This is a genomic window from Aeromicrobium fastidiosum, from assembly GCF_017876595.1.
GTDB classification, from domain to species: Bacteria; Actinomycetota; Actinomycetes; order Propionibacteriales; family Nocardioidaceae; genus Aeromicrobium; species Aeromicrobium fastidiosum.
In genome coordinates this window covers 1,100,434-1,126,303 of record NZ_JAGIOG010000001.1, presented here as the reverse complement: position 1 = coordinate 1,126,303, position 25,870 = coordinate 1,100,434, and the positions used below count along the sequence as shown (strand labels likewise).

31 protein-coding genes are annotated in these 25,870 nt (G+C 69.7%); 11 read left to right on the top strand and 20 right to left on the bottom strand.

What is annotated here, in order from left to right:
* Complete coding sequence (locus JOF40_RS05590; RefSeq protein ID WP_246152788.1) at nt 1-552, top strand: TetR/AcrR family transcriptional regulator; 552 nt, start codon at nt 1-3, stop codon at nt 550-552.
* Here the strand turns inward: JOF40_RS05590 and JOF40_RS05585 are convergent.
* Nucleotides 491-1,411, bottom strand: coding sequence for an EamA family transporter (locus tag JOF40_RS05585; protein WP_129180857.1), 921 nt, complete (start codon nt 1,409-1,411; stop codon nt 491-493). The genes JOF40_RS05590 and JOF40_RS05585 overlap by 62 nt on opposite strands.
* Nucleotides 1,412-1,497: 86 nt before the next feature.
* Here JOF40_RS05585 and JOF40_RS05580 point away from each other — a divergent pair, with 86 nt between their 5' ends.
* Nucleotides 1,498-2,397 (top strand): LysR family transcriptional regulator, encoded by a 900-nt coding sequence (locus JOF40_RS05580; RefSeq protein ID WP_188111687.1) that lies wholly within the window; start codon nt 1,498-1,500, stop codon nt 2,395-2,397.
* A 113-nt stretch (nt 2,398-2,510) separates the two neighbouring features.
* Here the strand turns inward: JOF40_RS05580 and JOF40_RS05575 are convergent, their stop codons facing one another.
* The gene (locus tag JOF40_RS05575; RefSeq protein WP_245343098.1) at nt 2,511-4,055 is read right to left on the bottom strand and encodes an MFS transporter; all 1,545 of its coding nucleotides are present in this window, start codon (nt 4,053-4,055) and stop codon (nt 2,511-2,513) included.
* Nucleotides 4,056-4,158: 103 nt separating this feature from the next.
* On the opposite strand from JOF40_RS05575, the gene JOF40_RS05570 reads away from it, so the two are divergent.
* Complete coding sequence (locus JOF40_RS05570; protein ID WP_129180853.1) at nt 4,159-4,686, top strand: TetR/AcrR family transcriptional regulator; 528 nt, start codon at nt 4,159-4,161, stop codon at nt 4,684-4,686.
* Nucleotides 4,687-4,771: 85 nt separating this feature from the next.
* The gene (locus tag JOF40_RS05565) at nt 4,772-5,983 is read left to right on the top strand and encodes a glycerophosphodiester phosphodiesterase (protein WP_129180851.1); all 1,212 of its coding nucleotides are present in this window, start codon (nt 4,772-4,774) and stop codon (nt 5,981-5,983) included.
* Nucleotides 5,984-6,019: 36 nt separating this feature from the next.
* On the opposite strand, the gene JOF40_RS20180 is transcribed toward JOF40_RS05565, so the two are convergent.
* The 4 genes from JOF40_RS20180 to JOF40_RS05545 are packed head-to-tail and all read right to left on the bottom strand — an operon-like array spanning nt 6,020 to nt 9,217.
* The gene (locus JOF40_RS20180) at nt 6,020-6,592 is read right to left on the bottom strand and encodes an IMPACT family protein (RefSeq protein ID WP_342780108.1); all 573 of its coding nucleotides are present in this window, start codon (nt 6,590-6,592) and stop codon (nt 6,020-6,022) included.
* Between the two features lie 38 nt (nt 6,593-6,630).
* Nucleotides 6,631-7,398, bottom strand: coding sequence for a class I SAM-dependent methyltransferase (locus JOF40_RS05555; RefSeq protein WP_129180849.1), 768 nt, complete (start codon nt 7,396-7,398; stop codon nt 6,631-6,633).
* Nucleotides 7,399-7,434: 36 nt separating this feature from the next.
* Nucleotides 7,435-8,235 carry a crotonase/enoyl-CoA hydratase family protein gene (locus tag JOF40_RS05550; protein WP_129180847.1) on the bottom strand — a complete coding sequence of 267 codons (801 nt, stop codon included), beginning with the start codon at nt 8,233-8,235 and terminating at the stop codon, nt 7,435-7,437.
* Nucleotides 8,236-8,257: 22 nt separating this feature from the next.
* On the bottom strand, nt 8,258-9,217 hold the full coding sequence (locus JOF40_RS05545) for a MerR family transcriptional regulator (protein WP_129180845.1): 960 nt from the start codon (nt 9,215-9,217) through the stop codon (nt 8,258-8,260).
* Between the two features lie 114 nt (nt 9,218-9,331).
* Between JOF40_RS05545 and JOF40_RS05540 the strand changes: the two genes are divergently transcribed.
* From JOF40_RS05540 to JOF40_RS05520, 5 genes are all read left to right on the top strand, one after another.
* Entirely contained in the window at nt 9,332-9,619 is a 288-nt protein-coding gene (locus tag JOF40_RS05540) for a WhiB family transcriptional regulator (protein ID WP_129180843.1), read from the top strand.
* Nucleotides 9,620-9,683: 64 nt separating this feature from the next.
* Nucleotides 9,684-10,286 (top strand): type 1 glutamine amidotransferase domain-containing protein, encoded by a 603-nt coding sequence (locus tag JOF40_RS05535; RefSeq protein WP_129180841.1) that lies wholly within the window; start codon nt 9,684-9,686, stop codon nt 10,284-10,286.
* Between the two features lie 9 nt (nt 10,287-10,295).
* Nucleotides 10,296-10,613, top strand: a complete 318-nt coding sequence (locus tag JOF40_RS05530; protein ID WP_129180839.1) for a DUF4235 domain-containing protein — start codon at nt 10,296-10,298, stop codon at nt 10,611-10,613.
* A 2-nt stretch (nt 10,614-10,615) separates the two neighbouring features.
* Nucleotides 10,616-11,125: a mycothiol transferase gene (locus JOF40_RS05525; RefSeq protein ID WP_129180837.1), complete on the top strand. Its 510-nt coding sequence runs from the start codon at nt 10,616-10,618 to the stop codon at nt 11,123-11,125.
* A gap of 28 nt (nt 11,126-11,153) precedes the next feature.
* Complete coding sequence (locus tag JOF40_RS05520; protein ID WP_129180835.1) at nt 11,154-11,339, top strand: hypothetical protein; 186 nt, start codon at nt 11,154-11,156, stop codon at nt 11,337-11,339.
* Between the two features lie 17 nt (nt 11,340-11,356).
* On the opposite strand, the gene JOF40_RS05515 is transcribed toward JOF40_RS05520, so the two are convergent.
* The 12 genes from JOF40_RS05515 to JOF40_RS05460 all read right to left on the bottom strand — a co-directional run bounded on the left by JOF40_RS05515 (nt 11,357) and on the right by JOF40_RS05460 (nt 23,143).
* A complete protein-coding gene (locus tag JOF40_RS05515) occupies nt 11,357-12,106 on the bottom strand; it encodes an enoyl-CoA hydratase (RefSeq protein WP_129180833.1) in 750 nt (249 codons plus the stop codon).
* Between the two features lie 13 nt (nt 12,107-12,119).
* Nucleotides 12,120-12,533 (bottom strand): hypothetical protein, encoded by a 414-nt coding sequence (locus JOF40_RS05510; protein ID WP_129180831.1) that lies wholly within the window; start codon nt 12,531-12,533, stop codon nt 12,120-12,122.
* The gene (araA, locus tag JOF40_RS05505) at nt 12,530-14,047 is read right to left on the bottom strand and encodes an L-arabinose isomerase (protein ID WP_129180829.1); all 1,518 of its coding nucleotides are present in this window, start codon (nt 14,045-14,047) and stop codon (nt 12,530-12,532) included. Before araA ends, JOF40_RS05510 begins: the two co-directional genes overlap by 4 nt.
* 15 nt (nt 14,048-14,062) lie before the next feature.
* Nucleotides 14,063-14,737 carry an L-ribulose-5-phosphate 4-epimerase gene (locus tag JOF40_RS05500; RefSeq protein ID WP_129180827.1) on the bottom strand — a complete coding sequence of 225 codons (675 nt, stop codon included), beginning with the start codon at nt 14,735-14,737 and terminating at the stop codon, nt 14,063-14,065.
* Nucleotides 14,734-16,419, bottom strand: coding sequence for a ribulokinase (araB, locus tag JOF40_RS05495; protein WP_129180825.1), 1,686 nt, complete (start codon nt 16,417-16,419; stop codon nt 14,734-14,736). Before araB ends, JOF40_RS05500 begins: the two co-directional genes overlap by 4 nt.
* Nucleotides 16,416-17,411, bottom strand: a complete 996-nt coding sequence (locus JOF40_RS05490) for a LacI family DNA-binding transcriptional regulator (RefSeq protein ID WP_129180823.1) — start codon at nt 17,409-17,411, stop codon at nt 16,416-16,418. Before JOF40_RS05490 ends, araB begins: the two co-directional genes overlap by 4 nt.
* Before the next feature lie 26 nt (nt 17,412-17,437).
* Complete coding sequence (yjfF, locus tag JOF40_RS05485; RefSeq protein ID WP_129180821.1) at nt 17,438-18,451, bottom strand: galactofuranose ABC transporter, permease protein YjfF; 1,014 nt, start codon at nt 18,449-18,451, stop codon at nt 17,438-17,440.
* Nucleotide 18,452: 1 nt separating this feature from the next.
* On the bottom strand, nt 18,453-19,502 hold the full coding sequence (locus JOF40_RS05480) for an ABC transporter permease (RefSeq protein ID WP_245343097.1): 1,050 nt from the start codon (nt 19,500-19,502) through the stop codon (nt 18,453-18,455).
* Nucleotides 19,495-21,117, bottom strand: coding sequence for a sugar ABC transporter ATP-binding protein (locus JOF40_RS05475; protein WP_209674396.1), 1,623 nt, complete (start codon nt 21,115-21,117; stop codon nt 19,495-19,497). The genes JOF40_RS05480 and JOF40_RS05475 overlap by 8 nt, the downstream gene beginning before the upstream one ends.
* 107 nt (nt 21,118-21,224) lie before the next feature.
* On the bottom strand, nt 21,225-22,220 hold the full coding sequence (locus JOF40_RS05470; protein ID WP_129180816.1) for an ABC transporter substrate-binding protein: 996 nt from the start codon (nt 22,218-22,220) through the stop codon (nt 21,225-21,227).
* A 210-nt stretch (nt 22,221-22,430) separates the two neighbouring features.
* On the bottom strand, nt 22,431-22,649 hold the full coding sequence (locus JOF40_RS05465) for a helix-turn-helix domain-containing protein (protein ID WP_129180814.1): 219 nt from the start codon (nt 22,647-22,649) through the stop codon (nt 22,431-22,433).
* Complete coding sequence (locus JOF40_RS05460; RefSeq protein WP_129180812.1) at nt 22,649-23,143, bottom strand: DUF2975 domain-containing protein; 495 nt, start codon at nt 23,141-23,143, stop codon at nt 22,649-22,651. Before JOF40_RS05460 ends, JOF40_RS05465 begins: the two co-directional genes overlap by 1 nt.
* 101 nt (nt 23,144-23,244) lie before the next feature.
* On the opposite strand from JOF40_RS05460, the gene JOF40_RS05455 reads away from it, so the two are divergent.
* Nucleotides 23,245-23,676: an SRPBCC family protein gene (locus tag JOF40_RS05455; protein ID WP_129180810.1), complete on the top strand. Its 432-nt coding sequence runs from the start codon at nt 23,245-23,247 to the stop codon at nt 23,674-23,676.
* Between the two features lie 32 nt (nt 23,677-23,708).
* Nucleotides 23,709-24,587, top strand: coding sequence for an alpha/beta fold hydrolase (locus tag JOF40_RS05450; protein WP_129180808.1), 879 nt, complete (start codon nt 23,709-23,711; stop codon nt 24,585-24,587).
* On the opposite strand, the gene JOF40_RS05445 is transcribed toward JOF40_RS05450, so the two are convergent.
* Both JOF40_RS05445 and JOF40_RS05440 read right to left on the bottom strand, forming a co-directional pair.
* Nucleotides 24,588-25,250 carry a hypothetical protein gene (locus JOF40_RS05445; RefSeq protein WP_129180806.1) on the bottom strand — a complete coding sequence of 221 codons (663 nt, stop codon included), beginning with the start codon at nt 25,248-25,250 and terminating at the stop codon, nt 24,588-24,590. It abuts the gene before it with no gap.
* The gene (locus tag JOF40_RS05440) at nt 25,250-25,810 is read right to left on the bottom strand and encodes a SigE family RNA polymerase sigma factor (protein ID WP_129180804.1); all 561 of its coding nucleotides are present in this window, start codon (nt 25,808-25,810) and stop codon (nt 25,250-25,252) included. Before JOF40_RS05440 ends, JOF40_RS05445 begins: the two co-directional genes overlap by 1 nt.
* Between the last annotated feature and the right edge of the window lie 60 nt (nt 25,811-25,870).

The following is a 25,870-nucleotide window of genomic DNA, read 5'->3' as shown; positions in this document are numbered from 1 at the left end:
GTGACGACGACCCGGCGAGAGCAGATCCTCGACACCGCCGCGACCCTGTTCGCCGAGCGGGGGTTCCACGGGGTGTCGGTGCACGACATCGGCAGCGCCTGCGGCATCTCCGGCCCCGCGCTCTACAAGCACTTCGCGGGCAAGGGCGACATCCTCACGCAGTCGCTGATCTCGATCAGCGAGCGGCTGCTGGCCGAGGGCCGCTCCCGCTCGGAGAACGCCCGGAGCGCCGACGAGGCCCTGGCCGCCCTCATCGACTGGCACACCGAGTTCGCGCTGGCGCACCCCGCGCTGATCGTCATCCAGGAGCGCGAGTGGGCCAATCTCGAGGCCGACGGACGCCGCGAGGTGCGGGCGCTGCAGCTGGCCTACGTCGACATCTGGGTCGACACCGTCCAGCACCTGAGGGACGACCTCGACGCAGCCGAGGCGCGCGCCGCCGTCCAGGCCACGTTCGGGCTCATCAACTCGACCCCGCACAGCGCCCGCATCAGCGAGTCGTCGATGGCGTCCCGACTGGCTCGGATGGCGCGAGCGGCCCTGCTGGCGTGACGCCCCGGCGGCGGCTGATCGTCGCCGCCGCGACGCCGGCGAGCATCACGACACCCCCGACGACCTCCAGCGTCGACGGCACCTCGTCCTGCACGATCCACGCGGTCGCGATGCCGACGACCGGCACCAGCAGCACGAACGGGACGACCGCGCTCGCGGGGTACCGCGCGAGCAGCGAGTTCCAGATGCCGTAGCCGATGAGCGACGCGCCGACGGCCGTGTAGGCCGTGCTGGCGATCGCGATGCCCGACAGGTGGGTCAGCGAGTGGACGACCTCGTCGCCACCGTCGACGAGCAGCGACAGGACGAACGCGGGCACCGGGACGACGAGCGCCGACCACACGACCATCGAGAACCCCGACTGCACCCCGGCGCTGCGGGCGATGACGTTGCCGGTCGCCCACGACAGGGCCGCACCCAGCATGACCAGCACGGGCAGGAGCGGCGCGGAGGCTCCGTGAGCGAGGACCACCAGCGTGAGACCCGCCGTGCCGAGCACGGCACCGATCACCTGGCGGCGGGTCGGCACCTCCTTGATGACGGCGGCCGCGATGACGATCGTGAAGATCACCTGGGCCTGCAGCACGAGGGACGCGAGACCGGCGGGCATCCCGAGGTCGAGGGAGATGTAGAGCAGGCTGAACTGGCCGAGGCTCATGAACGTCCCGACCGCCACGACGGCCTGCCACGACGCCGCCGGTCTCGGCACGAAGAACACCAGCGGCACCGCGACCAGGACGAACCGCATCGCGAGGAACAGCAGCGGCGGGACGCCGTCGAGCCCCTCGTCGATCACCACGAAGTTGGCACCCCACAGCAGCATCACGAGGACGGCGAGGAGACCGTGCTTGAGGTTCATGGTTCCAGTGTCGTCGGTGAGATGGTGAAGCACCAGCAATGTCTTCTACCGCCAACACGGTAGTGTCGCTTCATGGTGACCTGCCCGTGATCGATCTTGCTGCCCTGCGCGCCCTGATCGCCGTCCGCGACCACGGCAGCATCGTCGGGGCTGCGGACTCCCTCGGCTTCACCCCGTCGGCCGTCTCGCAGCAGATCAAGAAGCTCGAGCGCCAGAGCCGTTCGCCCATGCTCGAACGGGTCGGCCGCAGCGTCATCCTGACCGAGCGCGGCCGCCTCCTCGCCGAGCGCGGCTCGACGCTGCTGCTCGACCTGGAGCAGGTCGAGAACATCGCGATCGGCGGCGCCGAGGAGCTGCGCGGCACGTTCCGCATCGCCTCGTTCTCGACCGCCTCGCACGGCGTGGTCGCGCCCCTGCTGGCAAGTCTGCGCTCGAGCGCCCCCGACCTGGACGTCACGGTGGTGGAGTCCGATCCACGCGAGAGCGTCACGCTGGTCGAGCGTGGCGGGGCCGATCTCGCGATCGTCCACGACTGGAACACCCTGCCGCTCGACGTCCCCGCCACGCTCGAACGGCATGAGCTGTTCGTCGACGTCGTCGACGTGCTCGTGCCGTTCGACCACCCGCTGGCGCAGCGCGACTCCGTCACGCCGCTCGACCTCCTCGGCGACCGCTGGGTGGCGACGCCGGCGGGGACGATCTGCCACGAGTGGCTCGTGCAGATGTTCGCGATGCACGGCGAGCGTCCCGACATCCACTACTTCGACGGCTCGTACGCGACCCACGTCTCGATGGTCGAGCACGGTGTGGCGGTCGCGCTGGTGCCGCGGCTCGGACGGACGCCGCTGCCGCCCCGGGTCAGGAGCGTCCCGGTCGTCGACCCGACGCCGCGGCGCCGGGTCAGCTCGCTGTGGCGGGCGGCGAGCCGCGACAACCCCGCCCGGCAGCACGTCCAGCGCGAGCTCGAGGCCCAGCGCCCGAGCTGAGCCGGGCCGCGTCGGCATCCCACGAGACCGTGGGATTCACGCACCCACCCAGGGTTGCAACCCGAGGTACGTGCCGGGACACCACGAGAACGTGGTGTCCCGGCACCCACGGGTCAGGCGTGCTTGAGGGTGCGCCAGGAGACGAGCGCCGCCAGGAGGGCGATCACGATCGCCACCGCTGAGGTGTGCTGGACGCCGAGGTCGAACGCGGTGCGCGCCGACTCCAGCAGCCCGTCGCCGACTTCGTTGGGGTAGAACTTCGCGACCTCGACCGTGCCGCCGAGCGTCTCGAACGCGCCCTGCCGCTCGCCCCACTGCAGCATCGCCGGATACGTCAGGTGCGAGCGGTAGGTCGACGTCAGCACCGTGCCCAGCACCGCCGTGCCGAGCACCGCACCGATCTCGTACGCCGTCTCGGAGATCGCCGAGGCCGCGCCCGCCTTGGACGACGGGACGCTCGACAGCATCAGGTCGTTGGTCAGGGTCTCGGCCATGCCGATGCCGACGCCCATCACCGCGAAGGCGACGGCCACCGACATCACGGACGGCACCTCGGTGAACGCCGTGATGGCGTAGCCGACGGCCGACGCGGCGAAGCTCGCCGTCACGAGCACCCGCACGCTGACGACGCTCACGAGCTTGACCGCGACGAACCCCGCGAGGACGGTCGCGACGAGCCCCGGCAGGAGCACCAGCGCGGCGTCCATCGCCGACAGGCCGAGCACGAGCTGCAGCAGCTGCGCGCCGAGGAAGAGGAAGCCCGTGAGGCCCATGAGGCTCAGCAGGTTGGCGACGATCGCGCCGCTGAACACCCGGTTGGCGAACAGCGACAGGTCGATCATCGGCGACGGGCTCGTGCGCAGCCGGTGCACCAGCGCCCACGCCGAGACGATGCCGACCGCGAACGCCGTGAGCGTCAGGTCACTCAATCCGTGCTCGGCGAGGTTCTTGATGCCGAACACCAGGGGCAGCATCGTCGTCAGCGAGAGCACGATCGCGAACGGGTCGAGCGGGTTCGGCGACGGATCGCGCGACTCCGGCAGCAGCGCGAGGGCCAGCGGCACCAGCACCACGACGATCGGCACGTTGATCAGGAACACCGATCCCCAGGACGCGTGACCGAGCAGCCAGCCGCCCAGCACCGGCCCGAGGGCCGCACCGCCGGAGAACATCGCGGCCCATGACGCGATCGCGAGCCGGCGGTCGCGCGGGTCGTGGAACACGTTGCGGATGAGCGACAGCGTCGACGGCATCAGCGTCGCGCCGAAGACTCCCTGCAGCGCACGGGCGACGAGCAGCATCTCGGGGCTGCGGCTGTACGCCGCGACGAGCGAGGCGGCACCGAAGCCGACGGTGCCGATCAGCAGCAGCCGGCGACGTCCGAACCGGTCGCCGATGCTGCCCATCGCGATGAGCAGGCCCGCGAGCATGATCGCGTAGAGGTCGACGATCCACAGCAGCTGCGTGCCGGTGGGCTTGAGGTCGATGCTGATGGCCGGCAGCGCGAAGCTCAGGACGGTGTTGTCGACCGACACCATGAGGACGGGCAGCATGAGCACCGCGAGTGCGGCCCAGTCGCGGGGTCGCGCCCGCTGCACGGCTCCGGGCCGGTCCTTGGCTGCGTGCATGGTTACGGCGGTGTTGTCGATCGTGGTCATGTCGTCCTCCTCACGGTGGGTTGTCGTCCGGCCTACTATACCGTCCAGCCGGTACAGTAGAGACCACGGGTGGGGTGACGTCGATCTCTGTAGGCTGTGGCCCATGGCGGCAGACGAACGTTCGACCCGGGACCGCCTCCTCGACGCCTTCGAGACGCTGATGGTCACGGGCGGCAGCCGCTCGGCCACGCTCGACGCCGTCGCCGCCGAGGCCAAGGTCTCCAAGGGCGGCCTGCTCTACCACTTCCACAGCAAGGACGAGCTGGTCGACGGCATGCTGACCCGCCTGCGGGAGCAGGGCCGCACCGACGTCGAGAAGATGCGCACGGCCAAGAAGGGCCCCGTCGACTTCTACCTGACCACCTCGATCAACACCGGCAGCGACTTCGACCGTGCGCTCATCGCCACGGCCCGCATCGCCCAGGAGAACGACTCGCGGGCGTCGGACGCCCTCGGCGACCTGCGGGAGTGGTGGTTCGCCGTCCTGCTCGAGCACCTCGAGGACGAGTCGCTGGCCCGCACGATCCAGCTCATCGGCGACGGCCTCTACTTCGACGACACCACGGGCCTCAACGAGAAGAACGCCCTGAAGCACGTGCGCGACGTGCTCACCCGCCTCGGCGCGCTGTAGCCCGTCCCCCGCTCCCCGCCGACTGTTCACCTGATGTCGGGGTGACGGCCACGCCGTCGTCACCTGCCGCGCGTGGTCTGGAGCCATGACACTCCTCTCCACGGGAACGATCACGCCGCACGTCCGCCGCGCCGCCCACGTCATCGGGGCCGCAGCACTCGCCACGGGCCTCACCGCCGTGCCCGCCACCGCCGAGCCCGCTCCGGCGATCGACCGCCGTCACGCGGAGCCGCCCCGGCACGCCCAGCCCGTCACGGTCTTCGCGCACCGCGGCGCGTCCGGCTACCGGCCCGAGCACACGCTCGCCGCCTACGAGCTGGCCATCCGCATGGGTGCCGACTACATCGAGCCCGATCTGGTCAGCACCAAGGACGGCGTGCTGGTCGCCCGCCACGAGAACGAGATCAGCGGCACGACCGACGTCGCCGACCACCCCGAGTTCGCGAACCGCAAGACGACCAAGACGATCGACGGCGTCGCGGTGTCGGGCTGGTTCACCGAGGACTTCTCGCTGCGCGAGCTGCGGACGCTGCGCGCCAAGGAACGGCTGCCCGGTGTGCGCCCCGGCAACACCCGCTACGACGGACGCTTCCAGGTGCCGACGTTCGACGAGATCCTCGATCTCGTCCGGCGGGAGAGTCGCGCGAGAGGTCGGACGATCGGCGTCGCGCCCGAGACGAAGCACCCGACGTACTTCCGGTCGATCGGGTTGCCCCTCGAGCGTCCGCTGCTGCGGTCGCTGCGCCTGGCAGGACTCGACTCCAAGAAGTCGAAGGTCGTGATCCAGTCGTTCGAGACCAGCAACCTGCGGCAGCTGTCGCGCGAGACCAAGGTCAAGCTCGTGCAGCTGACGTCGGCGACGGGGGCTCCGTACGACCTGGTCGCTCAGGGCGATCCCCGCACCTACGCCGACCTGATGTCACCTGCCGGGCTGCGCCGGGTCGCGACCTACGCCGACTGGCTCGGACCCGAGAAGAGCAGCGTCATCCCGCGCGACGCGGCGGGCTTCCTGACCCAGCCGACGTCTGTCGTGGACGACGCCCACCGCGCCGGGCTCAAGGTCGTCGTCTACACGTTCCGCGACGAGAACCAGTTCCTGCCCGCCGACTTCCGCGACGGCGACGACCCCAACGCCAAGGGCGACATCTTCGGCGAGCTCGACACGTTCTTCCGGACAGGCATCGACGCGGTCTTCAGCGACTACCCGGACACCGCGGTGGCGGCGCGCAACTGGTACGCGGGCGCGACGTCGTCGCTCACTTCTCGCGCTCGCCAGGGCTCGCACGAGGCCGCGTGACTCGCTCCGCTCGTCCATGGTCAGGACCCAGCGGCCTCAGGTGTCGCCCCATGATGTGCCGGACTGGTCCACCGTCGCGCGGCCGGTGCTGGCCGCAGCCACCTCGTCGGCGAAGCGAGCGGGGTCGCTCACACCGACCGTGAACACGACGTCGTCCCCGTACTGGACGTCCGTCACCGTCCCCAGCGATCGGAGGCGATGGTCCAAGGAACCGGCGTCGGTGGCCGCCGCCGTGACCCGCATCGTGTGGCGCAGGCGACGCTCTTGCACCCCGGCCTCGTCGAGCGCCAGGCCGACCGCGTCACCGTAGGCCCGCACCAGACCGCCGGCGCCCAGCAGCGTCCCGCCGAACCATCGGGTGACCACGGCTACGACGTCACTCACGCCCCGGCGGGTCAGCACCTCGAGCATCGGGGCCCCGGCCGTGCCCGCCGGCTCGCCGTCGTCGTTGCTGCGACGCAGCGATGTGTCCGCACCGATCACGAAGGCACTGCAGTGGTGGCGGGCGTCGTGGTGCTCACGCCGGGCGGACGCGATGACGTCGCGCGCTCCCGCCTCGTCGTCGACTCGGACGACGACCGCGAGGAACCGGGAGCGCCTGACCTCGATCTCGGCCGTGGCCGACCTGGCGACCGTGCGGTAGGTGTTCAGCTCTTGCGGAGCTTGAGGAAGATGCTGGGGCCGAAGTCGCTCTTGGCGAGGCGCTTCTGGCTGATGCGCTCGGCGGCCAGCATGACGCTCTTGGGCAGCACCTTCTTGACCTTCTGACTGCGCAGGTTGGACACCGAGAGCTTGCTGTCGAGCACCAGACCCGCAGCGGCGAGCTGCCCCACGACGGTGTCGATGTTGTGGTTGACGAACGCGATCGCGTCGGGCTCGTCGGCCTTGGTCTGGCGGATGTCGACCGGCGCGGTCGGCAGCGGCGTGCCCTGCTTCTTGTGGCGGCGACGGTTCATGAAGTGGCCGTAGTTGGCGACCTCGATGATCGCGGTGCCGCCGGGCGCGAGCACGCGGGAGATCTCGGCGAACTCGGCCGACGGCTCGGGGATGTGGTGCATGACGCGCACCATCGTGATCAGGTCGAGCTCGCCGTCGGCGAACTTCAAGTCGTCGGCCTGCATCTGCACCTGCTTGATGTCGGTGCCGGCCAACACCTTCTTGGCGGCCTCGAGCTGCGTGGCAGCGGGCTCGGCCAGCGTGACCTCGTCGGAGAACGTGCGCAGCAGCAGGCACAGGCGGCCGAAGCCACCACCGATGTCGGCGGCCTTGCGGTAGTGGTTGCCCTTGAGCAGGCGCCGGATGGCGATGTGCTCGGCACCGTTCTCGTAGTCGCGGTTGTCCCAGTACTTGGTGTAGTCGTAGTCGCGCTCGTACTGGTTGGCGACCTTCTTGGACGGCTCGTTGTGATCAGTCACGTCGGAACCCTAGCAACCGCGAGCAGACCCGCGGAATCAGCCGAATGTGCGGGGGCCGAACTCAGGGGTCTCCTTCGCGGCACCCGCCTTGCGGGCGATCGAGGTGTTGCGAGCCTTGAACATCACGGCCTGCAGCTTGCGTTCGAGCCGCCACGCCCGGCGCGCGGTGCCGCGACGCGTGCCGTAGACCAGCTGCTTGGTGGCTGCCACCGAGTCGGGCGAGCGGGCAACGATCTGGTCGACGAGCGACAACGCCGCTGCGAGCGGATCCTCGACGGCCTCGGTGGCCAGTCCGAGCTCGGCGGCCCGGGTGCCCGAGAACGACTCGCCCGTCATCGCGAGCCGCATCAGCACGTCGGCCGGCAGCAGCTCGCTGAAGGGCACGGTGCCGGCCATGTCGGGCACCAGCCCCCACTTGGCCTCGAGGATCGCCCACGTCGCGTCGGGCGTCGTGAACCTGACGTCGGCGCACGCGACGAGCTGCAGCCCTGCCCCGTAGCAGTGGCCCTGGACGACGGCGACGACCGGCACGGGCAGCTCGCGCCACACCTGGTTGACCCGCTGGAAGCGGTTGAGCCGGCGGGGACCGGCGACGAAGTAGCGGGCCACACGCTTCTTGTCGGCGAACGCCGCCCCGAAGTCGAGCCCGGCGCTGAACGAGCGTCCGGCACCTCGCAGCACGACGGCCCGGACGTCGCGGTCGGCGCGCACCGTGGCGGCGGCGGCGATGAGTCCGTCGATCGTGTCGAGGTCGATGCCGTTGAGCTTGTCGGGACGGTTGAGCGTCACGTACGCGATCGGGCCGTCGATCTCGACGAGGACTCGGGGTTCGGTCATGGACGCAACGGTAACGGCCGGTTCAGCCCACGAGGGACGCTATGCGCGCGACCGTCGACTCCAGGTTGACGCTCACGGTGGCGTGACCGCGGGCATGGGGATTGTCGGGCCAACCGGGTCCGCCGAGGATCACGGTCGTCGGCGGTGCCATGCCGGTGACGACCTGCCACATCTCGTCGTCCTCGGTGCGCGGCAGCGAGGCCCAGACGAACACGATCGTCGGCTGCAGGTTGGCCGTCATGCTGGCCAGGGCCTTGGCCGGGAACTGCGCACCCAGCACGTGGCATGCCAAGCCGGCCTCGGCGAGTCCGGCCTCCAGCGCGATGAGCGGCATCGAGTGCAGGTCGCTCTCGGCGCTCGCGACGATGATGGTCGGGCCGGAGGTGTCGAGTCGTCCGATCGCCCGGGTGTGTGCGCGCAGCTCGGAGACCACGACCTCGCTCGTGAGGTGCTCGGTCTCGATGCCGAGCCGCCCCTCTGACCACAGCTGTCCGATGCGGATGAGTGCGGGGGCGATGACCCCCGCCCATGCACCGATGACGCCGTCTCGGCGCAGTGCTCCCGAGACCAGGGACGCGATACCGGTCGGTTCGTACGCCTCCGCCGCCGCGATGATGCCGTCGACGATCTGCGCGTGGTCGAGGTCGGCACCGTGGTCGTCGTCCGAGGCATCGGACAGGGCCGCGGCCAGACCGGTCGCCGGCAGCTCCTGAGCCACCCGGGCGGCCTCCATGGGCGGTGCCCCGCGGTTGATCAGGGCCTGCACCAGCGTGACCCGCGCGATGTCGTCCTCGGTGTACCGGCGATGGCCTCCCGCGGTGCGATGCGTGGGGCCCACTCCGTACCGGCGCTCCCAGGTGCGCAGCGTCGACGGCGAGATGCCCAGCCGCTCGGCGACGGACCCGACGTTCCACACCATGGCGGCCACCGGCGTCCCCGTCGCGACAGGCTCGGCGGCCTCGTCGCTCTGGGGGTTCGGCATGTGCTCAGCATAGAACTTGTTCAGGGGCTTGCGCTCTGAACAAGTTCTGAGTAAGTTTCGAACACATTCTGTTTCAAGGGTTTGATCCCGTTCAATTCGGGGAAAGAGGACATCATGGTCAACGTCAACAGGCTCCCCGGTCCGATGATGGACGCGTACGAGTGGCAGTACGAGGGCGCCTGCATGGGCGTCGACAGCTCCGTCTTCTTCTCCCCTGAGGCAGAACGCGGTGCCAAGCGCGAGCGTCGCGAGCAGGCAGCCAAGCAGCTGTGCTTCAGCTGCCCCGTCATGGAGCGTTGCCGCCAGCACGCCCTCGCCGTGCGCGAGCCGTACGGCGTCTGGGGCGGTCTGACCGAGGGTGAGCGCGCCGCACTCGCCCGCCAGGAGAAGATCGCCAGCTGATCTCACCGGCGCGGTCACGGCAGCTCAGCTCCGTGGCCGCGCCGACCCATTTCCAGGAGTTTCGATGTCATCACCGTCCACCGCTTCCCAGGCCGACAAGCCGCAGCCCGGCCAGCCGTTGTCCGGCAAGAAGATTGCCTTCCTCACCTCGCAGATCGGCGTCGAGAAGGCCGAGCTCGAGTCACCGTGGCAGGCCGTGATCGACGCCGGCGGTGAGCCGACGCTCATCGCCCCCGAGACCTCGCCGGTGCAGTCGATGGTCGGCGACGTCGACAAGGACGCGACCTTCGACCCCGACCTGACCGTGGCCGATGCCACGGCGACCGACTTCGACGCCCTCGTCATCCCCGGTGGCACGGTCAACGCCGACCACGTGCGCGCGGACGACGACTCGGTCGCGATGGTCAAGGCGTTCGCCGACGCCGGCAAGCCCGTCGCAGCGATCTGCCACGGACCGTGGGCCTTGGTCGAGGCCGGCGTGCTGCCCGGCAAGACCCTGACGTCGTTCCCGAGCCTCAGGACCGACATCGCCAACGCCGGCGGCTCGTGGGTAGACGAAACGGTCTTCCACTGCCCCGCCAACGGCTGGGACCTCGTCACGTCGCGCAATCCCGATGACCTCGACGCCTTCAACGCCACCCTCACCGACGTCTTCGCGAAAGCCTGAGGCCCCACCGTGCCCGCACACAACGCCAGCCGCGCCCCCGGCAAGGCCCCCAGCACCTCGGCCAAGATCCTGTACCGCCCCGTCGGGATCGTCAGCTCGATCGCCGGCGGACTGCTCGCCAGCATCATCTTCAAGCAGGTCTGGAAGCGGGTCAGCGCCGGTGACGCCGTCGATCCGCCCGGACCGCTGGAGTCGGAGTACGACTTCAAGGAGATCCTGCTCGCCGCGGTCATCCAGGGCGCGATCTACTCCGCGGTCAAGACCGTCATCCAGCGCCAGGGCGCGCGCACGTTCGAGCGCGCGACCGGCGAGTGGCCCGGGTCCTGAGCATGAGCGCCGGCCGCGATCTGCTCACCGACGCCTTCGGACGCATCCACGACGGCGTGGCTGCGGTGCTCGACGGTGCCGACCGCACTGACCTCACCCGCCGGGTCGCCGACGACGCCAACACGATCGGGTGGCTGGTCTGGCACCTGCTGCGCGTGCAGGACTCCCACGTCGCCGACGTCGCAGCGACGGACGAGGTGTGGACGTCCGGCGGGTTCTTCAAGCGCTCGCAGCTGCCCTTCGACGCTGCGGCCACGGGCCACGGGCAGTCGTCCGCCGAGGTCGCCGCGACGGATGTCGACCCGGCGGTGCTGCTCGACTACTCCGCCGCCGTGCATGCCGCGACGACCGCGTTCGTCGACCGGCTGGCCGATGCCGATCTCGACCGTGTCGTCGACGACTCCTGGGATCCGCCCGTGACGCTCGGAGCGCGACTCGTCAGCGTCGTCGAGGACGATCTCAAGCACCTCGGCCAGGCCGAGCTGCTGGCCGGCCTCCTCGCCCACGCGTGAAACCGATCGTGCCGGGTACGCGCGCCGCATGAGCGAGACACCGCAGGAGACACCCGCAGACGACGAGCCGGGCACGGTAGACCCGTCGCAGTTCGGCCCCGAGGCGATCGACGGCACCAAGCCGCCTGGCACGCAGCCCTCCCACACCGGCGACGACCCCGAGCCCGGCGATCCCGAGCTCACTGCCGATCCGGAGGACGAGCCCAGCAGCTGAGCCGGTCGCCGACCTCCTCAGTCGGCGAAGCGCTGCATGAACTCGCGGAAGCGCTCATTGCGCATCGATTCGGCTTGAGCCTGCGACTCGAACGCGAGGGATGTCGCCAGGTCGGACGCCGCCGCGATGCGCACCGACTGCTTGATGTCGGCCATGAGCTTCGGCTCGCGGCCGGCGTAGAGGCGGGCGAGGCCGAGGGCCGTGTCGACGGGGTCGTCGGACTGTTGATCGGCCAGCCCGATGCGCGTCGCCTCGTCGGCGCCGATCACCACACCCGAGAGCAGCGCGGCCGTCGTGCGTCCGCGACCGATGCGCTCGGTCATCATCCAGCTGCAGCCACCGCCGGGGTGGAGGCCGATCTCGGCGAAGGTCGGTCCAAAACCAGCGTGCGGGCCCGCGACGATCACGTCGCAGGCCAAGGCGACGTTCATCCCGGCGCCGATCGCGGCCCCGTTGACCGCGGCGATCGTCGGGATCGCCAGGTCGCGGATGCCGAGGAACGAGGCGTAGACCTTCATCAGGTGCTCGCGCATCTGGTCGGTCGGACGGTCGAGGTCGCCGAAGAGGTTGCTCAGGTTGGCTCCGGCGCAGAATCCCTTGCCGGCCCCCGTCACCACGAGCGCCCGGGCATCCGCGTCGGCGGCAACGTCCCGAACGGCTGCGGCGAGCTCGTCGAGCAGCGGCCAGTCGAGCGCGTTGCGGCGCTCCGGTGCGTTGAGGGTCAGCAGGCGGACGGGACCGTCGGAGTCGAGCAGCACGAGAGGCATGCCGCGACGATAGTCAGACCCTGGACGCTGATCGCGGTCGGCTGCGACTTCTGGCGTCGCGCAGGCGGCGGGCGCGTGCCAGACGGACGTCGAGCACGCGGGGGTCGTCGGCGTCGGCGGGGAACGCCGCCGTCCACCTCTCGAGAAGACTCACCTCCGCGTCGAGGTCACGCCAGCGCCGCAAGATGACCGCAGCCCGTCGCGTGTACGTCGGCGTCGGGGGCACGCTCCCCGCGCGCGCCTCCTGCTCGGCGGCCTCGATGCATTCGAGCAGCAGCGCGAGGCCCTCGACGTCCTGCCCCTGCCGTCGCATCTCGTCGAGGGTCGCGAGCCATGTGTGGTGGTGCCGCCCGCGCGCCAGCCCCAGCCGGCGGTCCACATGGCCCGCATCGTCCATCGAGCCGTCGACGGCAGGTGCCGAGCTCACAGCCCGTCGGCGAGGCGGTAGTACGCCTGGTTCCAGCGCAGCTCCTGCAAGAACCGCCGCGGCGTCGTGTCCTCATCGATGTGCACGAGCTCGGTGCGAAGGATCTCGGCGAGATCCTCGAACGCCTCCGCGCCGACGGCCGTCGTCAGCACCGTGTGGTGCGGACCACCGGCCATGAGCCAAGCCTCGGCAGACGTCGTCAGCGACGGCTGCGCCTTCCACACCGCGCACGCGACCGGCAGGCTCGACAGCGGCTCGTCGGGCTCGACCAGCGTGATGTCGTTGGCCGTCAGACGGAACCGGTCACCGAGATCGGACAGGCCAACGACGATGCCGTCGCCCGGGTCGGCCAGGAACTTCAGCCGCACCGGGTCCCCGCGGTCGCCGATGCTGAGCGGGTGCGCCTCGGCACTCGGACGTCCGCTCGTGATCGTCGGGCACACCTCGAGCATGTGCGCACCCAGCGACTTCTGGCGCCCGGGCTCGAGGTGGTACGTGTAGTCCTCCATGAACGAGGTGCCCCCTGGAAGCCCCTCGGCCATGGTCTTGGTGACCCGCACCAGCACGGACGTCTTCCAGTCGCCCTCGCCACCGAAGCCGTACCCGTCGGCCATGAGCCGCTGCACCGCGATGCCCGGCAGCTGGCGAAGCCCGCCGAGATCCTCGAAGTTGGTCGTGAAGGCCCCGTATCCGCCGGACTCCAGGAAGCGGCGCATGCCCACCTCCAGCTGCGCCGAGTAGCGCAGCGTCTCGTGGCGGTCGCCGTCCGCTCGCAGGTCGGGCGTGATGTCGTAGAGGTCGGCGTACTCGGCGACAACCTTGTCGACGGCGCCCGGCTCGACATCGTCGACGACGGCGACGAGGTCGTTGACGCCGAACGTGTTGACCGAGACCCCGAAGCGTCGCTGAGCCTCGACCTTGTCACCCTCGGTGACCGCGACGTCGCGCATGTTGTCGCCGAAGCGTGCCAGCCTCAGGGTGCGCATGTCGTGCGCCGCGGTGGCGGCACGCGTCCACGTGGCGATGCGCGCACCGACCGCCGGATCGCTGACGTGCCCCGCGACGGTCTTGCGCGGCAGGCGGAGCCGGGTCTGGACGAAGCCGAACTCGCGGTCGCCGTGGGCGGCCTGGTTGAGGTTCATGAAGTCCATGTCGAGCGTCGACCAGGGAATGTCGCGGTGCCACTGCGTATGCAGGTGCAGGAACGGCTTCTGCATCGCCTCGAGGCCCTGGATCCACATCTTGGCGGGGCTGAAGGTGTGCATCCAGCCGATCAGGCCAACGCACGAGTCGTCGGCGTTGGCGTCGAGCATGACGCGCCGGATGGCGTCGGCCGTGGTCAGGACGGGCTTCCAGACCACCGGCACCGGGATGCGCTCGTCGCCGTCGACCATCGCCGCGACCTCGCGCGACTGCTGCGCGACCTGGGCGAGGGTCTCCTCGCCGTACAGGCCCTGACTCCCGGTGAGGAACCAGACGGTGCGCTCCGGGGCGTTCTGCTGCTGCGTGCTCATGGATCTCCCTCGGGGCTACTGCCCGTAGACGTTCTGATAGCGGTCGAACAGGCTCGTCACCTGGTGGTCGGGGATGGGCACGGGGTCGCCCAGCTGGCGGGCGATGTGCACCGTGCGGGCCACGTCCTCGCACATCACGGCGGCCTTGACCGCCGAACGGGCGTTCGTGCCGATCGAGAAGACGCCGTGGTTCTGCATCAGCACCGCCGGCGACCGGCTGCCCTGCAGCGTCTCGACGATGCCCCGCCCGATCGAGTCGTCGCCGATGAGGGCGAACGGGCCGACCGGGACCGGCCCACCGAACTCGTCGGCCATCATCGTCAGGACGCACGGGATGGGCTCGGCGCGCGAGGCCCAGGCCGTCGCGTAGGTGGAGTGCGTGTGCACGACACCGCCGACGTCCGGCATGTGCCGGTAGACGTAGGCCTGCGCCGCGGTGTCGGAGCTGGGGGCCAGATCGCCCTCGACGACCTCGCCGTCGAGATCGCACAGCACCATCGACTCGGGTGTCAGGTCGTCGTAGGAGACGCCACTGGGCTTGATGACCATCAGGTCGTGCCCGGGGACGCGCGCCGACACGTTGCCGGCGGTCCAGACGACCAGCTGGTAGCGGGTCAGCTCGGAGTGGAGGCCGCAGACCTCGGCGCGCAGCGCGGAGATCGTGGCGCGGACGTCATGGGTGATGGTCATGCGTCGACCACCTCTCCCGACGAGGCCAGGGCACTGCGCCGGATGGCGCGCAGCCCGTGCATGATCTGCCGTTCGCGACGCCCGAAATGATCGTGCAGGGCGGTGAAGACCGCGAACAGCTCGTCGTACACGAGGGCCCGAGCCTCGTCGGGGAGGTAGACGGCCCGGCGAACCGAGCCGAGAGCCTTCGCGGCGGCGCGTATGTCCGCATACGCGCCGGCCGCGACGGCGGCATGGAGGGCAGAGCCGAGTGCGGGGCCCTGCTCGGAACCGACGATCGACAGCGGGAGTCGCGTGACGTCGGCGTAGATCTGCATCAGCAGCGGGTTCTTGGACAGGCCGCCGGCGACGACGAGCTCGTCGACCGGGACATCGCTGCTCGTGAACGCCTCGATGATCGTGCGGGCACCGAAGGCTGTCGCCTCGATCAGGGCACGATAGACGTCCTCGGGCCGGGTGGCGAGCGTCTGACCGACCACGAGGCCCGAGAGCTCGTGGTCGACCAAGACCGAGCGGTTGCCGCTGTGCCAGTCGAGCGCCACGAGGCCGTGCTCGCCAACCGCCTGCTGCGAGGCCAGCGCCGTCAGGTGCTGGTGCACGCTGATGCTGGCTGCCGCGGCGGCCTCGTGGACGTACGGAGGGACGCCGTGCTCGACGAACCACCCGAAGATGTCGCCGACGCCGCTCTGTCCGGCCTCGTAGCCCCAGCTGCCCTCGACGATGCCGCCGTCGACGACGCCGCACATCCCCGGCACCTCGCGCAGCACGCCGGCGCTCATGACGTGGCACGTCGAGGTGCCCATGATGGCGACCATCTGGCCGTGGTCGACGGCCTGTGCTGCAGGGGCAGCCACGTGGGCGTCGACGTTGCCGACCGCGACGGCGATGCCTTCGGGAAGGCCGGTCCAGGCGGCTGCCTCGGCCGTCAGGCCGCCGGCACGCTGGCCGAGCTGGCCGATCGGCTGGTCGAGCTTGTCGGCCACGAAGCGGGCGAAGCCCGGGGCGAGGGCCGCGAGGAACTCCTCGGACGGGTAGTGACCGTCCTGCAGGATGCCCTTGTAGCCGGCTGCGCACGCGTTGCGCACGTAGGTTCCGCACAGCTGCCAGACGATCCAGTCGGACGCCTCGACCCAGCGCTCCATCCGCTCGTACGTGTCGGGATCCTCTTCGAGCAGCTGCAGACCCTTGGCGAACTCCCACTCCGACGAGATGAGCCCGCCGTAGCGCGGCAGCCACTCCTCGCCGCGGGCACGGGCGAGATCGTTGATGCGGTCAGCCTGGCCCTGTGCGGCGTGATGCTTCCAGAGCTTGACGTAGGCGTGCGGGCGGTACTCCAGGCCCGGCACCTCGTTGAGGGGCGTGCCGTCGGCCAGCGTCGGCACCATGGTGCAGGCCGTGAAGTCGGTGGCGATGCCGATGACGTCGGAGGGATCGATCCCGGCCTGGGCCACGGCGGCGGGCACCGCGGTGCGCAGCACGTCGACGTAGTCCGACGGCACCTGCAGCGCCCAGTCGGGCGGCAGCATCGGGCCGCCCGATGGCAGCCGCTCGGACACCACCGCATGGGCGTACTCGGTCACCGCGGTGCCGACCTCGGCCCCGTCGGACAGCCGCACCACGAGGGCGCGGCCCGACAGGGTCCCGTAGTCGACGCCGATGACATACCGCTCGCGTTCGCTCACGTCGAACCTGCTCTCGGAAGGGCGGCCGTGCTCGACCGCAGGATGATCTCGGGCTCGATGACCCGGGGTGTGGCGTCTGGACGGCCGGTGATCGCTGCGTCGAGCACCGCGATCGCCCGGCGCCCGACCTCGTGGAAGTTCTGTCGAACGGTCGTGAGGGGCGGGGTGAGGTACTCCGACTCCGGCGAGTCGTCGAAGCCGACGACGCTGAGGTCGTTCGGCACCACGAGCCCGGCCTCGTTGGCGGCGCGGAGCAGCCCCACCGACATCTGGTCGTTCGCAAGGAAGACGGCGGTGCTGTCGCGATCGGCGAGCAGCTCCCGGCCTGCGGCGTAACCGCTGCGGGCCGTCCAGTCGCCGAGGTAGAGCCGACCCGGCTCGTGCCCCGCCTCGCGGATCGCGTCCTCCCACCCCTGTCGCCGCGCCTCCGCCTCTGTCCACTGCACCGGGCCGCGCACGTGAGCGATGCGGGTATGTCCGAGCCCGAGCAGGTGCCGCGTGGCTTCATACGCACCGCGGTGCTGGTCGACGCCCACTGCGAGGTCGGCCCGCTCGACGTCCGCGTCGACGACGAGGAACGGCACGCCGAAGTCCTGGCGGCCGATCAGGTCGAGCGCCGCGTACTGGGCCGCGATCAGCACGATGCCCTCGACGCTCTGGCGCAGCAGGTGCTCGATCGCGCCAGTCAGTCCGTCCTCGGTCACGGTCTGCAGGCTCACCGACCCCGCGAAGTAGCCTGCCTGCCGCGCCGACTCCTCGACGGTGCGCTGGATGCTGTTGGGTCCGTACAGCCCGGTCTCGGTGCTGATGATGCCGATCGTCGACGACCGACGGGTGACCAGGGCGCGAGCAGCCCTGTTGGGCCGGTAGCCCAGGACACTGATGGCCTCGAGCACCTTGGCCCGCGTCTCCGGGCGGATGTTGGGCATCTCGTTGATGACTCGCGACACCGTCTGGTGCGAGACCCCCGCCATGCGGGCAACATCTGCCATGACCGGCGCGTGCACCCGCTCGACCGTCATCGCGGGCCCCGCGAGAACAGCCTCTGGACCACGACGAAGACCAGCACGAGCAGGCCGATCGTGATGCGGGTCCACCACGAGCTGAGCGTGCCGTCGAAGGAGATGAACGTCTGGATGGTGCCGAGCACCAGGACCCCGAGCATCGAGCCGATGACGAGCCCCGAGCCGCCGGTGAGCAGAGTGCCGCCGATCACGACGGCCGCGATCGCGTCAAGCTCCATGCCGACGGCCGCGAGGCTGTAGCCGGAGAGGCTGTAGACGCTGAACAGCAGGCCGGCCAAGGACGAGCAGAAGCCGCTGATGACGTAGACGCCGACCTTGACGCGGGCGGCAGGCAGGCCCATGAGGGTCGCCGACTGCTCGCTGCCACCCACGGCGTACACCGTGCGTCCGAACCGTGTCTGGTGCAACACGTACATCCCGATGCCGACCACCACGAGTGCGATGAGCACGGCCGGAGTGACGAACAGTCCGCCCGGCAGCGGCACCGTGCCCTGGGCCACCTTCTGGAAGCTGCCGTTCGTGATGGGGATCGAGTCGACGCTCACGACGTAGCAGAGGCCGCGCGCCAGGAACATCCCGGCGAGGGTCACGATGAAGGGCTGGATCTCGAAGTAGTGGATCACCAGGCCCATCAGCAGCCCCAGCACGGTGCCGACGAGAAGCACCGCCACGACCGTCGCGAGGGCCGGCCATCCTGCCCGCAGCGTCGACGCCGCGATCATCGTCGAGAGGGCCACGACGGCACCCACCGACAGGTCGATGCCTCCCGTGAGGATCACGAAGGTCATGCCGACCGCGAGCACGATCAGGAACGAGTTGTCGACGAAGAGGTTGAGCACCACCTGCGGTGAGGCGAAGCCCTCGTAGCGTGAAGCGCCGGTGCCGAACATCGCGATCAGCAGCGCGAACGTCGCGATGACCGACCAGAAGCGTTGCGGGACGACGCCGATGCGCCGACGGGGCTTGATACGTGCGCCGACCTGCGGCGGATCGAGCTGGAGGGTCATCTCATGCTCCTGTCGGGGCGGTCGGCGTCGGGGCGGACGGGGCGGCCGCGGGGGGTGATGTGCGGCGTCGTGGGACCAGGACTGCCCTGGCCTTGGGCGACTGCAGCAGGCACACCGCGATCACGACGACGGCCTTGAAGACCAAGGTCGTCTCGGGCGGGATGCCCGTCGCGTAGACCGTCGTGGTGAGAGTCTGGATGAACAGGGCGCCGATCGCGGTCCCCACGAGGGAGAACCGTCCGCCGGCGAGCGAGGTGCCACCGATGACCACCGCGAGGATTGCGTCGAGCTCGATGAACAGCCCCGCGTTGTTGGCATCGGCGGCCTTGGTGTTGGAGGCGATCATGAGCCCGGCGACCGCGGCACAGATCGCGACGAAGACGTAGACCGTCCAGACGATGCTGCGCGACCTCACGCCCGCGAGCCGACTGGCCTCGGGGTTGATGCCGACGGCCTGGATGAGCAGACCGAGCGCCGTCCGTCGGACCACGAGAGCGACCGCCGCGAAGACGACGCCGGAGATCAAGATGGCCAGCGGGACGCCGAACACGAATCCCGCGCCGACCTTGCTGAACGTCGGGTTGTTCACGGTGACGATCTGACCATCGGTGATCAGCATGGCCAGACCGCGGCCGGCCGTCATCAGCACGAGCGTCGCGATGATCGGCTGGATGCCGATGACCGAGACCAGGAAGCCGTTCCAGACGCCGAGAGCCAGGCACAGCGCGATGGCCATGCCCATCGCGACCAGCGCCGTCGAGGCGCTCGCGGGCTGGCTGGAGCCGGCGATGTGGGTGCACGTCACGGCGCCCGCGATCGCAACGATCGCGCCGACCGAGAGGTCGATGCCGCGCGTCGCGATGACCAGCGTCATCCCGACGGCGATCAGCAGCGTCGGGGCGGCATTGCGCAGGATGTCGATCAGGTTGCCGTACAGCTGGCCGTTGCGGACGTCGATCGAGAAGAACGACGGGCTGACGACGAGGTTGATCAGCAGCAGCGCGGCCAGGGCCGCGATCGGCCAGACGAGGGGGTTGCGGGTGTCACGCATCGGTAGGGCCTCCATCGGTGCCGGTCAGGCCCGCACCGTCTCGTCGTGTGCCGTCGGGCTCGGAGCTTCCGGCGGCGATGGTCTCCATCAGGTCGGCCACCGAGGTGTCGACGTTGCGGCGGTCCGAGATCTTGCGGCGGTCACGCATGACCACGACCCGGTCGCTGATGCGGAGCACCTCCTCCAGCTCGGCGGAGATGAACACGACCGACATGCCGTCGCGGGCCAGCTCGGACACGAGCTTCTGGATCTGCGTCTTGGCACCGATGTCGATGCCGCGGGTCGGCTCGTCGAGGATCATGACCTTCGGTTGCGTGATCAGCCACCGAGCCAACAGCACCTTCTGCTGGTTGCCGCCACTGAGGTTGCGCAACAGGGCATCGGGGTTGGCGGGGCGGATGTCGAGCGCCTCCACGTACCGAGCGACGAGAGCGTCCTTGGTCTTCTGGGGGATGGGTCGCAGCCACCCGCGCGAGGCCTGCAGGGCCAGCACGAGATTGTCGCGCACCGACAGGTCGCCGACCACGCCCTCCGACCGACGGTTCTCGCTGCAGAACGCGATGTCCTGGCCGATCGCGGCGCGCGGAGTGCGCAGCTTCGTGAGCCGGCCGCGCACCTCGATGGACCCCTCGTCGGACCGGTCGGCACCGAACAGCAGGCGGGCCAGCTCGGTGCGGCCCGAGCCGAGCAGCCCCGCGACACCGACGACCTCGCCCTCGAAGAGATCGAGATCGATGGGCTCGATGACGCCCTTGCGGCCGATTCCGACGGCCCGGACGACGGGCTCGGCACCGGGGACGGCCGAGGCCGGCGCGCGGCTCTCGTCGTCGAGGTCGGTGAGTGCGTCGAGCTCGCGGCCGAGCATCTTCGAGACCAGACCGACCGGCGTGATGTCACGAGTCAGGTACTCGCCCACGAACGTGCCGTTGCGCAGCACCGTCAGGCGGTCGGAGATGTCGAAGACCTGGTCGAGGAAGTGCGAGACGAAGACGACCGCGACGCCGGCGTCACGGAGGCGGCGGATCACCACGAACAGCTGCGCGACCTCGTCGGCGTCCAGCGACGACGTCGGCTCGTCAAGGATCAACACGCGGGCGTCGACCTCGAGCGCCCGGGCGATCGAGACCAGCTGCTGCACCGCGATGGGGTGCTCCGCGAGGACCGACCGCGGGTCGATGTCGAGGTCGAGGCGCTCGAGCAGCGCGGCTGCCCGGCGGTTCATGCTCTTGAAGTCGATGCGTCCGAACCGTCGCGGCTCGCGGCCCAGCATGATGTTCTCGGCCACGGTCAGGTTGGCGCAGAGGTTGACCTCTTGGTACACCGTGCTGATGCCGGCGTCCTGCGCGGCGGAGGGTGTCGCGAAGTGCCGATCGACGCCCTCGACGACGATCGTGCCGGCGTCGATGTCGTACACACCGGTCAGCGCCTTGATCAGCGTCGACTTGCCGGCACCGTTCTCGCCCATCAGCGAGTGGACCTCCCCGGCGAACAACCTCAGGCCCACGCCGTCGAGCGCCTTGACGCCCGGGAAGGCGATCTCGACACCGCTCATGGCGACGACCGGGACCGCGTCTGCGGCTGAGGGTGATGGGTCACGCTCAAGGCTGACGGTCATGGGTGGTCCTTCCGGTGCGTGGGAACCGGCGACGTGTGGATCGCCGAGTGGTGGGACGAACGGGAGGTGACGGGTGCGGGGGTCCAGGACCCCCGCACCCACCGCTCTCAGTACTTGCGGTCGGGCAGCGCGGCCTTGGCCTGCTCCTGGTCGAACGTGCCCTCCTCGACCAGAACCCGCTTGTCGACCTTCTTGCCGTCGACGACGTTCTTGGCGATCTCCATCAGCTGGTCGCCGAACAGCGGGTTGCACTCGACGATGAAGTTGATCTTGCCGTCGGCAAGCGCCTGCATGGCGTCGCGGACGCCGTCCATCGAGATGATCTTGATGTCGGTGCCGGGCTTCTTGCCGGCGGCCTCGATGGCCTCGATCGCGCCGAGGGCCATGTCGTCGTTGTGCGCGAAGACGACGTCGATGTTGTCGTTGGACTTCAGGAACGACTCCATGACCTTCTTGCCACCGTCGCGGGTGAAGTCGCCGCTCTGGGACGCGATGATGTCGATCTTGTCGTCGGCAGCGATCTTCTCCTCGAAGCCCTCCTTGCGATCGATCGCGGGAGCGGCGCCGGTCGTGCCCTGCAGCTCGGCCACGCGGATCGTCCCGTCGCCGTCGGTGTCGCTGGTGTCGGCGTTCTGGACCAGCCAGTCGCCTGCCTTCTCGCCCTCGACGACGAAGTCAGATCCGAGGAAGGACTCGTAGAGGCTGTCGTCCTTGGAGTCGACGGCGCGGTCGGTGAGGATCACGGGGATCTTGGCGCGCTTGGCCTCCTGGAGGACGGTGTCCCAGCCGGTCTCGACGACCGGGCTGAAGGCGATGACGTCGACCTTCTGCTGGATGTAGGAGCGGATCGCCTTGATCTGGTTCTCCTGCTTCTGCTGCGCGTCGGAGAACTTCAGGTCGATCCCGGCCGACTTCGCGGCCGCCTTGATCGACTCGGTGTTGGCGGTGCGGTAGCCACTCTCCGCGCCGACCTGCGCGAAGCCCATCGAGATGTCGCCGCCGCCCGAGCTGCTGCCCGCTCCGTCGGAGCTGCTGCTTCCGCAGGCCGCCAGCCCACCGACGAGAACTACACCCGCCGTGGCCGTGATGATCTTCTTCAACATGGTGTTTCCTCCATCGTGGTGGTCCCCGGACCGGCGGTCAGGGGTGCGTGGCGGGCGGACATCCGGACACGCGAAGTGGTGCAGGCTCTGAGTGACCTGCATCACCATGGCCTCGATTGTTAACGCTCACATTACGCCTGTCAACCATTTCCTGAAACAATTGTGAGCGTTAACATTGGAGACGGGCTGCCTCGACCTCTTCCTCGCCGCTCAACGAGCCGAGTCTTCCGGCACCCACCGCAGGAGGTCGCCGGGCTGGCAGTCGAGCACCTCGCACAGCGCCTCGAGCGTCGTGAACCGGACGGCCTTGGCGCGTCCGTTCTTGAGCACCGCGATATTGGCCGGCGTGATGCCGACCCGCTCGGCGAGCTCGGCGACCGAGAGCTTGCGGCGCGCCTGCATGACGTCGATGTCGACGACGATCGGCATCAGACCACCTCGTCGAGCTCGGCCTGCAGGACCCGCGCCTCGGCGTCGCGGGCGATGGCCTGCGCCAGCAGCGTGCGCTGAACCCAGACGACCAGAGCGACGCCGGCGACGAGGAGACCCAGGAACCCGAGCAGCAGGACGACCCCTGGCGCGACCGCCTCGCCCGGCGCGAGCACCGCGCCGAGAGCGAAGCAGAGCAGGGCGGCCCCGGCGATCGCGCCGACGATCACGTCGACCCACCGAAGCGCAGCCGAGGTGAAGACCGTGCCGCGGCGCACCATCGACAGCAGCCGCCAGATGCAGACCGCGCACACCTGCGCCATCAGCACGCCGAGCACCACGATGACGATGAGAGGCACGCGGACGTCGGCGACGTCGGAATCTGTGCCCAAGTCACGGGACAGGCCCGGCACGGCAACCACCTGCACCAGCACGGATGCCACCATCGCCAGCCCCAGCACGATGCGCAGCGCTCTGATCGTCATGACGGACATGGCGGCTCCTCGACTCGAAGTTCGACAGTTTTCTATCGAGCAACGATAGATTAGGTCGTTCCTGTCTGGTTGCGCAACCCCGAGGCGGGTACGTCACTCGCATGACAACCATCAGCAGGACGTTCATCGTGACCCCCGCGCCGTCCGTGGTGCTCGACTACCTCAAGGACTTCTCCCACGCCGAGGAGTGGGACCCGGGCACCGAGAAGTGTGTCCGCATCGACGACGGACCCCTGACCGTCGGCAGCACGTGGCACAACACCTCCAAGATCGCCGGGGTCTCGACCGAGCTGGAGTACACGCTCGACGAGTTGACCGACTCGAAGGTCGTGTTCAGCGGCAAGAACGAGACCGCCACGACGACCGACACCATCACGGTCGTGCCGTCCGGCTCGGGCAGCGAGATCACGTACGAAGCCGTCATCGAGATGAGCGGTGCGGCCAAGCTCGCCACCCCGATCGTCAAGCTGGTCTTCGAGAAGATCGGCAGCGACACCGAGGACGACATGGTGACGGTGCTCAACCGGCTCTGATCGAGGACCTCTCCTCTGGCACGCTGAGTGGCATGACCTACCTCGAGGGATCTTTCAGCTCGCAGCAGGACGGCATCGACATCGCGACCTATGCGTGGCCGCTGCCCCACGGAGCGGCCGCGCGCGGCGTCGTCCAGATCGCGCACGGCCTCGCCGAGCACTCCGGTCGCTACGACCGCTTCGCGACGGCGCTGAACGCGGCGGGCTACCACGTGCACGCGAGCGATCACCGCGGTCACGGCCGCTCGATCCACGCGGCACCCGGCGACTTCGGGGCCCCCGGATTCGCGGGCCTGCAGGCGGACGTCGTCCAGCTGGGCGAGCAGCTGCGCACCCAGCACCCCGACCTGCCGCTCGTGCTGCTCGGGCACTCGATGGGGTCGTTCGCCACCCAGCACGTGCTGCTCGACCACTCCGAGCTGTACGACGCCGTCGTGCTGTCCGGGTCCACGGCGCTCGACGTCCTCGCGGCCGGCATGGGCGACGGACCGGTCGATGACCTCAGCGCGTTCAACGCCCCGTTCGAGCACCGCACGGGCTACGAGTGGCTGTCGCGCGACGAGGCCGAGGTCGACGCCTACGTCGCCGATCCGCTGTGCGGCTTCGACCTGCCGCCCGAGACGTTGCCGTCCCTGTTCGCCGGCACCGAGCGCCTCGCCGACCCGTCGGCGCTGGCGGGCATCCGCTCCGAGCTGCCGATCCTGCTCGCCTCAGGCACGGACGACCCCCTCGCCGGCGGCGGCGATCTGATCGAGCTGCTCGCGACGCGCTACCGCGACGCGGGAGTCGCCGACGTCGAGGTGAAGCTCTACGCGCAGGGACGGCACGAGATCCTCAACGAGACCAACCGCGACGAGGTGACCGCCGACGTCATCGCGTGGCTCGACGGTCACCTCGGTCGCCAGGGCTGATCAGCCGACGGTGGGCTTCGCGTCGCCGGTGACGTGCACCGACGCCGCGAACTCGGCGATGCGGGCGTTGTCCCAGCCGAGCCCGTCCCACACCTGGATCGTCAGGTACGTGCCCGGTGCCTGCTCGAGGAACAGCGTCCTGGTGTCGCCGGAGCCCAGCATGTGGGCGATGACCGCGGGTCGGCCGCCGACCGTGACGTCGTCGAGCCGGACGCCCGAGGGGATGCCCGTGTCGCTCTGGGTCGAGACCGCGATCGTGCCGACCAGGCTCGTCGGTCCGCCGGCGGTCGCCGGAGCGCTGGTGCCTTCGGGAGCCAGCGTCAGCAGGCTCGGCGTGCTGTCGCGCACAGCCCAGCCGGCAGGCACCTTGTCGAGCTCGAAGCCGCTCGGCTGAGCCCCGGTGTACGCCACGAGCTCGATGCCCGCGTCGCCCGGCTGGGTGCTGACCGTCGCGGACGGGGTCGACGGCGCGCTGCCCGGGTTGACGACCGCCAAGGCCGCGAGGGTGGAGGCCGCGACCAGCCCGCCGGCGATGCCCGTGCGGCGCGCCCGGCGCACGCGCAGGGCACGTCGAGCACGCACGAGGTCGCGCTCGACGACGAGCTCGGAGACGGCGGTCGGCTGGGGTGCTGCCTCGTGCAGCAGGGTACGAAGATCGGACATCACAAGCTCCTGGGGAGATAAGGGGTCTGGCGGGTAGGGACGGTCGGGTTGCTCGGGGTCAGGCCGGCCGGCGGGTCGAGGACGCCCCGCAGCCGGTCGAGGGCGCGAGCTGTCTGGCTCTTGACCGTCCCCTGTGAGCAGCCGAGCGCATCGGCGGTCTCCGAGACGCTGAGGTCGTGGAAGTACCGGTAGACGACGGCGCTCCTCATGCGCGGCGGCAGCTCGCGAAGCGCCGACATCAGCGCCTCGGTCCTGGTCGATCCCGCATCGGGCTCCACGACGCGGAGGTCGGGCACCGACTCTGCAGCGCTCTCTCTTCGTCGCCAGGGCCGCCGGTGCTCGTCCATCAACGCGTTGACCAGGGCCCGGCGCGCGTACCCCTCGCGATTGCCCGCTCGGACGAACAGCGGCCACGACACGTACAGGCGAGTCAGGGTCGACTGGACGACGTCCTCGGCCAGGTGCGCGTCGCCGGCTGTCAGCAACGTGGCGGTGCGGACGAGGTCGGCGCGGTGCGCGAGCACGTACGCGCGGAACTCCTCGTCCTTCTCCGATCTCATGGGCTTTCCTTTGTTCTCATGCCCCTATGACGGATGTGGACCCCGGCGAGGTTGCACGAC

Coding starts and splice junctions, on each gene's coding strand:
- JOF40_RS05535 (WP_129180841.1), top strand. CDS start 9,684: ATGTCATCACCGTCCACCGCTTCCCAGGCCGACAAGCCGCAGCCCGGC.
- JOF40_RS05445 (WP_129180806.1), bottom strand. CDS start 25,250: ATGTCCGATCTTCGTACCCTGCTGCACGAGGCAGCACCCCAGCCGACC.
- JOF40_RS05520 (WP_129180835.1), top strand. CDS start 11,154: ATGAGCGAGACACCGCAGGAGACACCCGCAGACGACGAGCCGGGCACG.
- JOF40_RS05460 (WP_129180812.1), bottom strand. CDS start 23,143: ATGTCCGTCATGACGATCAGAGCGCTGCGCATCGTGCTGGGGCTGGCG.
- JOF40_RS05565 (WP_129180851.1), top strand. CDS start 4,772: ATGACACTCCTCTCCACGGGAACGATCACGCCGCACGTCCGCCGCGCC.
- JOF40_RS05585 (WP_129180857.1), bottom strand. CDS start 1,411: ATGAACCTCAAGCACGGTCTCCTCGCCGTCCTCGTGATGCTGCTGTGG.
- JOF40_RS05575 (WP_245343098.1), bottom strand. CDS start 4,055: ATGACCACGATCGACAACACCGCCGTAACCATGCACGCAGCCAAGGAC.
- JOF40_RS05440 (WP_129180804.1), bottom strand. CDS start 25,810: ATGAGATCGGAGAAGGACGAGGAGTTCCGCGCGTACGTGCTCGCGCAC.
- JOF40_RS05525 (WP_129180837.1), top strand. CDS start 10,616: ATGAGCGCCGGCCGCGATCTGCTCACCGACGCCTTCGGACGCATCCAC.
- JOF40_RS05540 (WP_129180843.1), top strand. CDS start 9,332: ATGGTCAACGTCAACAGGCTCCCCGGTCCGATGATGGACGCGTACGAG.
- JOF40_RS05570 (WP_129180853.1), top strand. CDS start 4,159: ATGGCGGCAGACGAACGTTCGACCCGGGACCGCCTCCTCGACGCCTTC.
- JOF40_RS05480 (WP_245343097.1), bottom strand. CDS start 19,502: ATGCGTGACACCCGCAACCCCCTCGTCTGGCCGATCGCGGCCCTGGCC.
- araA (WP_129180829.1), bottom strand. CDS start 14,047: ATGAGCACGCAGCAGCAGAACGCCCCGGAGCGCACCGTCTGGTTCCTC.
- JOF40_RS05545 (WP_129180845.1), bottom strand. CDS start 9,217: ATGCCGAACCCCCAGAGCGACGAGGCCGCCGAGCCTGTCGCGACGGGG.
- JOF40_RS05475 (WP_209674396.1), bottom strand. CDS start 21,117: ATGACCGTCAGCCTTGAGCGTGACCCATCACCCTCAGCCGCAGACGCG.
- JOF40_RS05550 (WP_129180847.1), bottom strand. CDS start 8,235: ATGACCGAACCCCGAGTCCTCGTCGAGATCGACGGCCCGATCGCGTAC.
- JOF40_RS05470 (WP_129180816.1), bottom strand. CDS start 22,220: ATGTTGAAGAAGATCATCACGGCCACGGCGGGTGTAGTTCTCGTCGGT.
- JOF40_RS05465 (WP_129180814.1), bottom strand. CDS start 22,649: ATGCCGATCGTCGTCGACATCGACGTCATGCAGGCGCGCCGCAAGCTC.
- JOF40_RS05455 (WP_129180810.1), top strand. CDS start 23,245: ATGACAACCATCAGCAGGACGTTCATCGTGACCCCCGCGCCGTCCGTG.
- JOF40_RS05500 (WP_129180827.1), bottom strand. CDS start 14,737: ATGACCATCACCCATGACGTCCGCGCCACGATCTCCGCGCTGCGCGCC.
- JOF40_RS05515 (WP_129180833.1), bottom strand. CDS start 12,106: ATGCCTCTCGTGCTGCTCGACTCCGACGGTCCCGTCCGCCTGCTGACC.
- yjfF (WP_129180821.1), bottom strand. CDS start 18,451: ATGACCCTCCAGCTCGATCCGCCGCAGGTCGGCGCACGTATCAAGCCC.
- JOF40_RS05490 (WP_129180823.1), bottom strand. CDS start 17,411: ATGGCAGATGTTGCCCGCATGGCGGGGGTCTCGCACCAGACGGTGTCG.
- JOF40_RS05450 (WP_129180808.1), top strand. CDS start 23,709: ATGACCTACCTCGAGGGATCTTTCAGCTCGCAGCAGGACGGCATCGAC.